The organism is Legionella shakespearei DSM 23087 (genome assembly GCF_000373765.1).
Taxonomy (GTDB): domain Bacteria; phylum Pseudomonadota; class Gammaproteobacteria; order Legionellales; family Legionellaceae; genus Legionella; species Legionella shakespearei.
Genome location: NZ_KB892435.1, coordinates 129,247 through 139,736, shown reverse-complemented (window position 1 = coordinate 139,736; position 10,490 = coordinate 129,247). Strand labels below are relative to the sequence as shown.

The following is a 10,490-nucleotide window of genomic DNA, read 5'->3' as shown; positions in this document are numbered from 1 at the left end:
ATGGTGTTGACGAAGAGCTACATTGATGGCTGTGCAGATGGAGTTGCTATTTTTATATCAACTTCCTGCTCTATTCCAGACATTACAGGCACTTTTTTCAATAGTTCCAATTCTTCATGAGTGATTTCTTCACCCGTTTTAATTTTGTTTAAAATAGAAACTCTTTCTTGATGGGCTCTTAAAGCNGCACGCAAAGGGTTAAGACCATATTCCTCGATCAGCTCTGGTGCTGTATAAAAAATACTATTTGAAAACCGTGTTGTAAGCCGAAGAACTAAATCTTTGTCTTGAAGATCCTCCTCTGTCTCGATAACTTCTNCACGAGTGATGGCCAACGCAATGCGATCATATCTGTTTCTGTTTGACATGTACTTTTCCAGATCATTCAGATCAGCGGAGATTTCTTTTAAAACAGTATTTAATCCATTAATATGGTTATTTATTCTTTGGACAGCCTCAGAATTGTATTCTCTTTTTAAAAACATATTCATTTCCTGTTGGTGTTAAAATGCCAAATTTAACAAAAATAAATCACACTGTCAATATAAAACACCATTGGTATTACAATCCTTCATCGCTAGCAGAATGACGGTCAAAATCCTTAACTTAACGTGAGTTATGGAGTTCCGCCGTCCCGCGGCTTGTCCGCGGGATCCAGGAATCTCTCTCCGAACTTAGATCTCTGGATACCGCGGACAAGCCGCGGGACGGTGGAGTATTGCTTAACTTAAAACAGCAACCCAAGGGGGGCAGGCCTTGCTACGGCAGTGTTGATAGTCTCTTTAAAGACTGCAACCCCTGTGCCGCAAACTATTCGTTCTACCGCATCATTGGAATGGTTATGAATGATTTCTGCACCGAATTCCATAGCTGCCCCTGCCAGGGATAAGGGGATAGGCAGGTGTGCGCCACTCATATGGGCTATGGTTACTGCCGAAGAGCCTGCTTCCAGACATTCGCCAAGAGTATCATATTCGCTACAGTGTATCTCTTCGGTATGGGACTTGGCTTATGTGCGGTTTGATCATGCTCTGGCATTCGTCACTCTTGATTAATTACTTAATTTTTTTGAATTGTAAAAAAATATGAGCAATTGTATAGGGAAGTAGCTTATTTTCAAGCAAGATTGTACACGCCTAATATTTGATTCGTTCTATCAGGAATTAAATAAATAGGGAAACTCAGACTGTAAAATATCATGAACGTGTTGCTGATGAGCCTTACTTTTAATTATGAGCAATACTGTGTCATCACCGGCAATTGATCCTAAAATGCCTGAACTCGATGTTTCTTTAATACTAAAAGAAATATATTTTCGGTCAAGATAATAAGCAAGACTATTGGCATTACCAGGATGGGTTTGCAAAATAACCATACCAAAATCAGAAAATTGAATATTCAAAACGAGTGGCAATCCTGGTTGGTTGTAATCAATAACTTTGTAATAACCTGAAACTTTAGCTATTTTCATTTTTTTCAACCAGCGTGATAAGGTTGCCTGAGGTATATCATACCCCCTTTTTTTTAAACTTTGTTGCAAGTCACTTTGTTCGGCTATATTTTCAGTTTGAACTATTAATAAAATCACGTCTTCTAATACTGAATCATGAGTCACTGTTTCTCTCCTGTTGTCACGCAATCATGAATACAAATTCATATATTTCCGTAATGGTGAAATTATATTCATTTTTTCTTGACACTACAATAAAAATCGATATATATTCATATTTTGGTTTTATTTTGGATATATATTCACATGAAGATATTTATCAGTATATTATTAATAAGTTCAATATCCTTACTAGTTAATTGCTCAAAAGAAGATAACAATAATACCCTTCATTTTTCAACATCAGCGGAATATCCACCTTTTGAATATTCAGAAAATGGTGAAATAAAAGGGTTTGACATTGATTTAGCAAAGTTAATTGCCAAAGAATTAAATAAAAAAGCAGTATTCGACACTATGCAGTTTAGTACAGTACTACCTGCCGTTAATTCAGGGCAAGATGATATAGCCATTGCCACAATTACGATTACAGATGAAAGAAAGAAAAATTTTGACTTTTCTAATCCCTATTATTTTGCGGGCATGGCTGCTGTATATAATTCTTCTCAACCCGTGCTGAATCCTTCTCAATTAAAAGATAAGAAAATAGCTGTACAACTAGGGACTGTTATGGACGTTTGGTTGCATCAACACTCACCAGAAGCTCAAGTAACAATTTTTGACAATAACAATCAAGCCATAGAAGCATTAATCGCGGGTCATATCGATGTGGTTTTGATGGATGGTGTTCAAGGAGCTATTTATAGCGAAAAACATCCCCACTTATCCTATTCAATCATAGATAAAGTCAATGATGGCTATGGATTGGTAGTAAAAAAAGGATCTCCTTTAACTAAAGAAATTAACCTGGCATTAGAAAAGCTCAAGACCACAGGAGCAATTCAAAAATTAGAATCACAATGGTTAAAGGATTTAAAATGACTGAGTTTTTGCAAAATAGTTTATATATTGGAAAAGGAATTGCATTAACGATGCAATTACTGACTGTCGGCTTTTTTATAGGAATTATCCTTGGTATTTTATGGTCTATATGCAGATATCAAGGTTTTGCACGTTTTATTATCAACCGCTTTATTTCTATAATGAGAGGCACTCCTTTAATTCTTCAGTTGAGTTTTATTTATTTTGCCTCTCCATTCTTTCTAGGGATGAGACCTAGTATTTTAGTGGCTGGCATCATCGCTTTTGGACTGAATAGTTCTGCTTATTTAGCTGAAATTTTAAGATCAGGAATAGAAAGTTTGCCTAAAGGGCAATTTGAAGCGGCAGCTACGTTACAGATTCCTACCTTCTATTTGTGGAAAGATATTATTTTACCTCAAGTCATAAAAAATATTTTCCCTGCAATGGTTAATGAAACGATTGCTTTATTGAAAGAAACAGCCCTGATATCAACTATAGGCGGCATGGATTTAATGCGTCAGGCCCAATCTTTAGCAGCACAACAATTTACCTATTTCATGCCTTTGTGCATTGCTGGACTCTATTATTACGGATTGGTTTTATTACTGGAACTAATAGGTAAAAGAATTGAACAAAGAGGTCATTATGTTACAGATTACTAATGCCACAAAAAAAATAGGTCATTCATTGATTCTGAATAAAATTAATTTAACGATTCAACCTAATTCTATTGTTGGTTTAATTGGTCCTTCTGGAAGTGGTAAAACTACTTTATTAAGATGCATTCAACAATTAGATATTCTGGATACTGGCTCTATCCATTACAAGGGAAGATGTGGATTTATGTTCCAGGACTTCCAATTGTTTCCACATATGACCGTTCTCGAGAACTTAATCTATGCTCCCAGTCTAAATGACACAGTTGGTCATTATAATCAAAACGCAATGGAGTTACTTTCCAGGCTTGGTCTTTCAGATAAAACACATGCCTATCCTCATAATCTATCGGGTGGACAAAAACAAAGAGTGGCTTTAGCACGAAGTTTGATGATGAAACCCGACTTATTACTTTGTGATGAGCCCACTTCTGGTCTCGATATAGTAACGACTCAAGATGTAATCAGGTTATTAAATACCGTGAAATCCATGCACCTTACACTGCTTATCGCCTCACATGACTTGCTTTTTTTAACCCAGATTTCAGAACGATTAATTGTTTTAAAACAAGGAAAATTAATTGCTGATTTTAATCCAAAGGATGTACCTGATCCTATTTCATACACGCAACAATTTTATCAAGAGGAATCATTATGAAAAAAGACATTAAAAAAATTGCACTCGCTTATTCTGGAGGACTTGATACATCCATTATGATTCCCTGGCTTAAAGATCATTACAATCAAGCTGAAGTGATTGCTGTTATTTGTGATTTAGGGCAGCAAGAAGATCTTAATGCTATAAAAAATAAAGCAATTCAGAGCGGTGCATCTAAAGCCTATATTGCTGATGTCAAAGATGAGTTTGTGATGCACTATTTATGGCCCTTAGTAAAATCTGGCGCTTTATACGAAGATCAATACATTTTAGGTACCATTTCAAGACCATTAATCGCAAAAAAACTGGTTGAGATCGCTTTATCCGAACAGGCAGATGCCGTTGCACATGGCGCTACTGGTAAAGGAAATGATCAAGTTCGATTTGAATATTCTATTAAGGCGCTTGCCCCCCAACTTGATATTATTGCTCCCTGGAGAATATGGGATATAAAATCAAGACAAGAAGCGATAATCTATGCTAAAACAAAGAATATTGAAGTCCCTGTTACGCCTGAATCACCCTACTCAAGAGATCATAACATTTGGTATATCTCCCATGAAGGGGGTGTGCTCGAAGATCCTTCTCAAGGCATGCCAGATGATGTTTTATTAATGACTACCCCTCTTACTCAAACCCCGGATACAGAGGAACAAATAATTTTGGATTTTAAAGAAGGGATTCCTGTAGCGCTCAATAAAAAAGCCCTGTCTCCCGAAGCCCTATTAAATGAACTCAACAAAATAGCAGGAAAGCATGGAATTGGTGTTGCTGATATTGTTGAAAATCGATTGGTGGGTATGAAAATAAGAGGAATTTATGAAGCACCAGCTGCTGCAGTGATCTATAAAGCCCATAAACTTTTAGAAAGCCTTTGCTTAACTCGACAAACGTTACATTTAAAACAATCATTACAGCATATCTATGCCAATTTAGTTTATGAAGGATGCTGGTTTTCACAAACGAAACAAGCATTGGATGCCTTTATAGATATGAGCCAACAATTTGTTAGCGGAACAGTTAAGTTAAAACTATTTAAAGGCAATATCAGCCCTGATGGAATGGAGTCTCCCTATAGTCTGCACAACCCTGCTCTGGCTACTTTTGAAGAAGACAGTGTTTACAACCAGAAAGATGCAGAAGGATTTATTAATCTTTTTTCTTTATCGGCTAAGGTGTACAGCCAAGTCCACAAAGGAGGTCATTATGACCAATAAAACCTGGGGAGGACGATTTAAAAAAGCTTTGGATAGTCAGGTTAATCAGTTCAATTCTTCTTTGTCCTTTGATTATGTGCTGTTTGAACAGGATATCAAGGGAAGCCAGGCTCATGTTCAACAACTGGCTAAACAACACATTATTACTGAGGACGAGGGTCAGACAATTTATTTAGCCCTTGAAGAAATCAGAAATGAAATTAAAGCCAATCAGTATGATTTTAAAGTGAATCAAGAAGAAGACATCCACATGTTTATAGAACAATTATTGATTCAAAAATTAGGGGATTTAGGAAAAAAATTACATACAGGCCGAAGCCGAAACGATCAGGTGGCATTGGATCTGAGATTATATACCCTTGATAAAGCACATTGGATTAATGAGCTTTTAATCAAACTAATAGGGTGTCTCGATGAATTAACAAATAATCATCAAGACGATTTAATGCCTGGCTATACCCATTTACAACAAGCTCAACCCATTACTTTAGGCAACTATTTTAATGCGTATCAATCAATGTTTGAAAGGGATAAAAACAGACTGGAAGATTGGTTTAAACGTTCAAATTACTCCCCTTTAGGAGCGGGTGCATTGGCAGGAAGCAAACTGCCCCTGGATAGAAAATGGGTGGCCAAGACTTTAGGATTTACAGGAATTATTCCTAATACGCTTGATGCAGTGAGTGACAGGGACTTTGTTATAGAGTTTTGCAGTGTTTGTGCCATGACCATGATGCATCTCTCAAGATTATGCGAAGATTTAATATTGTGGTCTACTCAGGAATTTAATTTTCTAACCCTGGATGATGCCTTTGCTACGGGCTCTTCGCTAATGCCAAATAAAAAAAATCCTGATGTTCCTGAATTGATTCGGGGTAAAACAGGAAGAGTCTATGGACATCTCATGTCTATATTAACCGTTATGAAAGGCTTACCGCTTGCTTATAACAAAGACATGCAAGAAGACAAGGAAGGTCTCTTCGATACGGTTAATACAGTAGTAGCCTGTTTGCAAATCATCACTCCTTTTTTACAAAGTCTTACTTTTAATACGGAGTTGATGAAGATAAAGGCGCAAAGCGGTTATCTTGATGCAACGGCAATGCTGGAGTCACTCGTCATTAAAGGCATGTCCTTCCGTGACGCTCATCATCAAGTCGGACTATGGATTTTAGAAGCAATGGAAAAGCAATGCTCTTTAACAGATTTACTAAAAGGAGACGAAACATGACCTTTTCTACTTTACCGAACAAAGATCAGGATGATGACCATGTCGCAATCAATGAAGTGACTAAAAATACTTTTGTTATCAACTTACAACAAGCCATGTTGGGCGTAGAAACTACCCCTGAATGTATTAATGGTGATACACATAACCATTCAAAAGACAAAAATCAAACCAGACATTTTATTACAGGAACGGAATTTTCCAAGAAAGAAATCAAAGCAATTTTAAACAAAGCTAAATCTGTTAAGCGAAATCCTGGTTTATATAGTCAGGCTCTTCTTAATAAAAGTTTAGTAATGATATTTGAAAAACCATCGTTTAGAACGAGACTAAGTTTCTCTTTTGCCATACAAAGTATGGGTGGACTAGTAGTTGAAAGTATAAGCCCGACAAGAAAACAAGAGACTCCAGAAGACATGGCAAGAGTATTAAATGGATATGCTGATTTTGTAATGGTAAGAACGCATGCTGATAATTTTCTACATGAGATGGCCTCCTGTTTAAAGGTTCCCCTTATAAACGGACTTTCAGCATTACATCATCCTTGTCAAATTCTGGCCGATTGTTTGAGCCTTGAAGAACACTATGGAGACTTACAAGGATTAAAATTAGCTTATATAGGAGATGGCAACAATATTTTACATAGTTTGATGTTATTAGCGCCTCAATTAGGTATTACTATTCATTATTGTTGTCCTAAAGAAAATCAACCTAACGAACACATTGTTGCACAAACTAAAAAAAATATTCAGGAGCCAATGATCCATTGTTTTGACAATCCTGAAGAGGCGGTAAAAAATGTCGATGCCGTTTATACCGATGTATGGACTAGTATGGGATTTAAAAATTCCCAAGCGGACAGGATTTTTAAAGATTTTCAAGTGAATGAAGCATTGATGTCTCATGCAAAACCTAATGCGGTATTTATGCATTGCATGCCTATGGAAAGAGGAAAGGAAGTCTCTGAAACCTTACCAGATAGTGCTGCTTCTATTATATTTACTCAAAGTGAGAATAGAATGCATGTTCAAAAGGCTTTATTGTTATTTTTGCAACAACATGGAGAGAAATAATTTTAATTTATTGATTAGATGAACTACTAAAGTGTAAAAATCCAGGCGTTGCTTTTTGCTTCTTAATTTCTTAATAGAAAAAGCAAGGTCGAATTATAGGTAATAATGATTTATGGATAGCTGCTCATTGTTTAGAGTTGGGTATTACTCTGGTTACTAATAATGAAAAAGAGTTTTCTCGAGTTAATAAATTAAAAATTGAGAATTGGGTTGAAATCAATCGAGTCTGACCCTATTGATCTTTTATCTGTGACTGTTATGGAGTTTCACTTATGACGAGTAAAACCTTGGATACCTATTTAGATTTATGCACCCAAGTTTATGATTTAAGCAAACCAACTCCTCCTAAGGATGCTTATGACTTCTATTTAAGCTATGTTACTCTCGCTTTAGGAAACCTAGCAAAACCCAGGGGTCACCCATTAGAAAGTCGCTGAAAAAATCAAATGAGGATTTGACAAATTCTTAAACTCTAACTAACTTGAATATCTAGCTTATATTTTAACGGACATGAATAATGAAAGCCTTGTATACAACAACAGCGCAAACCCATGGTGGGCGAAACGGTCATGTAGAAACAACTGATGGATTATTAAAGCTTGATTTAGCCATGCCTAAAGAGCTGGGTGGACAAGGTGGTGCCACAAATCCGGAACAATTGTTTGCTGCCGGTTATGCTGCTTGTTTTGAAAGCGCCATTCGTCATATTGCAAGATTACAAAAAATCCCCCTAAAAGATGTCTCCATAACATCAGAGGTTTCTTTGTATCCTACGCCGGAACAAGGTTTCAAATTAGGTGTAAAATTGCAAGCACATATCAAAGGTTTAGAACAAGCCCAAGCAGATTCTTTAGTTGCCAAAGCACATGAAGTATGTCCTTATTCTAATGCCGTACGTGGTAACATTGATGTTCAATTGCAGGTCGACGTAGCCTCTTGAAAAACCTGAACAATCACAGAACCAGACCTTGAATTTTGAACTTAAAAATTAACATCATTAATTTTAATTGATAATTCACAATTCAAGGCCTATATATTGCTTGTTTCCAAAGGCTGACCCTAAATGATCTGGGGATTATTGTAGTGACTTTTTATATGAGTCTCTGTGGCGATTCATTGAAATCAAAAATTGGCTATGTTATTTTCAGCCCCTAAACAAGGAAGAACCGAAAGGAATCGCTAATGAAAAATATGTTTTTAATAAGTGCATTAATAAGCTGCTTAATATTCTCCAAACAAAGCCTGAGCTTTGATTGCCCAGATATTACAGCTGAAAATACTACAGGTTTTAACTATCAAGAACTCCTGATTCTTGCCCCAAAAAAACTTTACGCTTATTTCACTGTTTCTAATTTAGAAACAGAAAAAAACTGGGTAATTCTTGTTGCGCCAGTTGCCGTTGAAACAGGCAACCTGGATGACGCCAGGAATAGAGGAGAAGAAATCATTAAAAATGCCTCACCATTTGGTACTGATGATATTGATGAATTGGAAGATCGGTATTGCACTTATAATACAGGGAACGACAAACAATTTATTACAGTTTATGAAATTCCCGAAGAAATATTGAAGAAAAACGTGGAGCTTTCTTCATACATCTGGAAAAAGATAATTGAACGTCAATTGACTTATAAAACTCCCCAAAATACAAATTAAAAAATCAAAAGAGCCCTTAATCTTAAAGGGGTGATGGTCGGGAGGGAAGGATTTGAATCTTCGACCACTAGCACCCCATTCTTAAAAAGACCATTTTCAAACAGTATCATTTGATATCAAATATTAACACTAACTCATTGTATTTTATATATTTTCACCATGTGCTATACTTCAAAAAATATCAAACGATTTCATGTGAGATCTCACGAAAGTACACCTAGAAGTACACCTAATTTTTTGCAAGGTGCAATGATGGAAAGACAATTTACAGACGCTTATATTCGATCGCTAAAACCAAGATCTTCTCGCTATGAAGAATTCAGAGATGGGGGTTTTGGTATTCGTGTAACCCCCAAAGGGCTAAAGACATTTCTTTATCGTTACAGAATCAACGGCCAAAGGCATTTCATCACCATAGGTCACTACCCTGCTATGAGTTTATCGGAAGCGAAGAAACGTTTTATCGATTTAAGCGACATACGCCATGGCGAAGTAAATCCCAAAGAGCAGCTCGCAGAACAAAAACAGAAAGACCAAAGTACAGTAAAAAATCTGATCCTACACTGGTACACCAACTACATTGAAAAACACCGCGCCCAACCTTTGCAAATCTGGCAGCATATAAAAGTAGATATCATTCCCTTATTGGGCAATAAAAAACTCGAACATTTAAAAACTCGTGAGATCACTCAAGCTCTCGATAAAATCGTAGGCCGTGGCTCCCCTGTTCATGCAAACAAAGTACTAAGCACACTAAAACAAGCCTTTAACTACGCAGTAAGCCGAGGCGAAATGCTGCTTAACCCTGCCATGACCATACGTGCCAGAGACATAGGCGGTATAGAAAAACCCAGAGAACGCTATTTAACCCTTGATGAAGTAAAAACTCTATGGCAATTTCTCGACAGTGAAGAACATGGCACCTCGTTTCAGATCCGAGCAGCCCTAAAAATCATCCTACTTACAGGCGTAAGAACAGGAGAAATCCGAGTAGCCAAATGGTCAGAATTCGATTTTGAAAACTCCTTATGGACAATCCCTGCCGAAAATACCAAAACCAACATAGTCATGAGAATCCACCTCACAGAACTGACCAAAAAGGTATTGAGAGAACTCAAAGTCCATAGCGATTCAGAATACGTCATTACAGGCGCAGATGACCAAAGTATTTTATCCGACCGAGCTATGCCAAGAGCCGTAATAAGAATACAATCACGAGTCGGCATCCCACATTGGACAGCACATGATCTAAGAAGAACCTTTGCCACTCAGCTTGGAGAAGCTTTGCATGTTGATCCGGTGGTGATTGAGAAATGTTTAGGGCATAAGATGCCGAAGATCATGGCTACTTACAATAAGAATGAAATGCTGCCTCAAAGAAAGGAAGCCCTTGAAAAATGGGCCACACTTATTCATGATCTGTCTCAAGATACAACCTATATTTCATCCGCACCAGAATTAAATGAAATGGTATCTGTATAATAAATTAGTTAAACAACTGTTCGATACTCCCGAAGAGTTCAATCAGC

12 protein-coding genes are annotated in these 10,490 nt (G+C 36.9%); 10 read left to right on the top strand and 2 right to left on the bottom strand.

Going from position 1 to position 10,490, the window contains the following annotated elements:
* Nucleotides 1-727: 727 nt before the first annotated feature.
* Together B094_RS17395 and B094_RS0114495 are read right to left on the bottom strand one after the other, a co-directional pair.
* On the bottom strand, nucleotides 728-868 hold the full coding sequence (locus B094_RS17395) for a hypothetical protein (RefSeq protein ID WP_162263929.1): 141 nt from the start codon (nucleotides 866-868) through the stop codon (nucleotides 728-730).
* Nucleotides 869-1,156: 288 nt separating this feature from the next.
* Nucleotides 1,157-1,615 carry an arginine repressor gene (locus B094_RS0114495; RefSeq protein ID WP_018578544.1) on the bottom strand — a complete coding sequence of 153 codons (459 nt, stop codon included), beginning with the start codon at nucleotides 1,613-1,615 and terminating at the stop codon, nucleotides 1,157-1,159.
* A gap of 141 nt (nucleotides 1,616-1,756) precedes the next feature.
* Between B094_RS0114495 and B094_RS0114490 the strand changes: the two genes are divergently transcribed.
* The 10 genes from B094_RS0114490 to B094_RS0114445 all read left to right on the top strand — a co-directional run bounded on the left by B094_RS0114490 (nucleotide 1,757) and on the right by B094_RS0114445 (nucleotide 10,443).
* Nucleotides 1,757-2,491 carry an ABC transporter substrate-binding protein gene (locus tag B094_RS0114490; RefSeq protein WP_018578543.1) on the top strand — a complete coding sequence of 245 codons (735 nt, stop codon included), beginning with the start codon at nucleotides 1,757-1,759 and terminating at the stop codon, nucleotides 2,489-2,491.
* Nucleotides 2,488-3,135: an amino acid ABC transporter permease gene (locus B094_RS0114485; RefSeq protein WP_026254050.1), complete on the top strand. Its 648-nt coding sequence runs from the start codon at nucleotides 2,488-2,490 to the stop codon at nucleotides 3,133-3,135. Before B094_RS0114490 ends, B094_RS0114485 begins: the two co-directional genes overlap by 4 nt.
* Nucleotides 3,119-3,787, top strand: a complete 669-nt coding sequence (locus tag B094_RS0114480) for an amino acid ABC transporter ATP-binding protein (RefSeq protein WP_018578541.1) — start codon at nucleotides 3,119-3,121, stop codon at nucleotides 3,785-3,787. The genes B094_RS0114485 and B094_RS0114480 overlap by 17 nt, the downstream gene beginning before the upstream one ends.
* On the top strand, nucleotides 3,784-5,004 hold the full coding sequence (locus B094_RS0114475; protein WP_018578540.1) for an argininosuccinate synthase: 1,221 nt from the start codon (nucleotides 3,784-3,786) through the stop codon (nucleotides 5,002-5,004). The genes B094_RS0114480 and B094_RS0114475 overlap by 4 nt, the downstream gene beginning before the upstream one ends.
* Nucleotides 4,994-6,235 carry an argininosuccinate lyase gene (gene argH, locus B094_RS0114470; RefSeq protein WP_018578539.1) on the top strand — a complete coding sequence of 414 codons (1,242 nt, stop codon included), beginning with the start codon at nucleotides 4,994-4,996 and terminating at the stop codon, nucleotides 6,233-6,235. The genes B094_RS0114475 and argH overlap by 11 nt, the downstream gene beginning before the upstream one ends.
* Complete coding sequence (gene argF, locus B094_RS0114465; protein ID WP_018578538.1) at nucleotides 6,232-7,305, top strand: ornithine carbamoyltransferase; 1,074 nt, start codon at nucleotides 6,232-6,234, stop codon at nucleotides 7,303-7,305. Before argH ends, argF begins: the two co-directional genes overlap by 4 nt.
* Nucleotides 7,306-7,397: 92 nt before the next feature.
* The gene (locus B094_RS17720; protein WP_420324222.1) at nucleotides 7,398-7,535 is read left to right on the top strand and encodes a PIN domain-containing protein; all 138 of its coding nucleotides are present in this window, start codon (nucleotides 7,398-7,400) and stop codon (nucleotides 7,533-7,535) included.
* A gap of 287 nt (nucleotides 7,536-7,822) precedes the next feature.
* Nucleotides 7,823-8,245: an organic hydroperoxide resistance protein gene (locus B094_RS0114455; RefSeq protein WP_018578536.1), complete on the top strand. Its 423-nt coding sequence runs from the start codon at nucleotides 7,823-7,825 to the stop codon at nucleotides 8,243-8,245.
* 242 nt (nucleotides 8,246-8,487) lie between these two features.
* Nucleotides 8,488-8,961: a hypothetical protein gene (locus B094_RS0114450; RefSeq protein ID WP_018578535.1), complete on the top strand. Its 474-nt coding sequence runs from the start codon at nucleotides 8,488-8,490 to the stop codon at nucleotides 8,959-8,961.
* Nucleotides 8,962-9,210: 249 nt separating this feature from the next.
* Entirely contained in the window at nucleotides 9,211-10,443 is a 1,233-nt protein-coding gene (locus tag B094_RS0114445) for a tyrosine-type recombinase/integrase (protein WP_081621120.1), read from the top strand.
* Nucleotides 10,444-10,490: the final 47 nt, after the last annotated feature.

What these genes read in the sequence shown, in the direction of transcription:
- B094_RS17395 (WP_162263929.1), bottom strand. Translation starts at nt 868, where the DNA reads ATGGAATTCGGTGCAGAAATCATTCATAACCATTCCAATGATGCGGTA.
- argF (WP_018578538.1), top strand. Translation starts at nt 6,232, where the DNA reads ATGACCTTTTCTACTTTACCGAACAAAGATCAGGATGATGACCATGTC.
- B094_RS0114445 (WP_081621120.1), top strand. Translation starts at nt 9,211, where the DNA reads ATGATGGAAAGACAATTTACAGACGCTTATATTCGATCGCTAAAACCA.
- B094_RS0114450 (WP_018578535.1), top strand. Translation starts at nt 8,488, where the DNA reads ATGAAAAATATGTTTTTAATAAGTGCATTAATAAGCTGCTTAATATTC.
- B094_RS0114485 (WP_026254050.1), top strand. Translation starts at nt 2,488, where the DNA reads ATGACTGAGTTTTTGCAAAATAGTTTATATATTGGAAAAGGAATTGCA.
- B094_RS0114490 (WP_018578543.1), top strand. Translation starts at nt 1,757, where the DNA reads ATGAAGATATTTATCAGTATATTATTAATAAGTTCAATATCCTTACTA.
- B094_RS0114475 (WP_018578540.1), top strand. Translation starts at nt 3,784, where the DNA reads ATGAAAAAAGACATTAAAAAAATTGCACTCGCTTATTCTGGAGGACTT.
- B094_RS0114455 (WP_018578536.1), top strand. Translation starts at nt 7,823, where the DNA reads ATGAAAGCCTTGTATACAACAACAGCGCAAACCCATGGTGGGCGAAAC.
- argH (WP_018578539.1), top strand. Translation starts at nt 4,994, where the DNA reads ATGACCAATAAAACCTGGGGAGGACGATTTAAAAAAGCTTTGGATAGT.
- B094_RS0114480 (WP_018578541.1), top strand. Translation starts at nt 3,119, where the DNA reads ATGTTACAGATTACTAATGCCACAAAAAAAATAGGTCATTCATTGATT.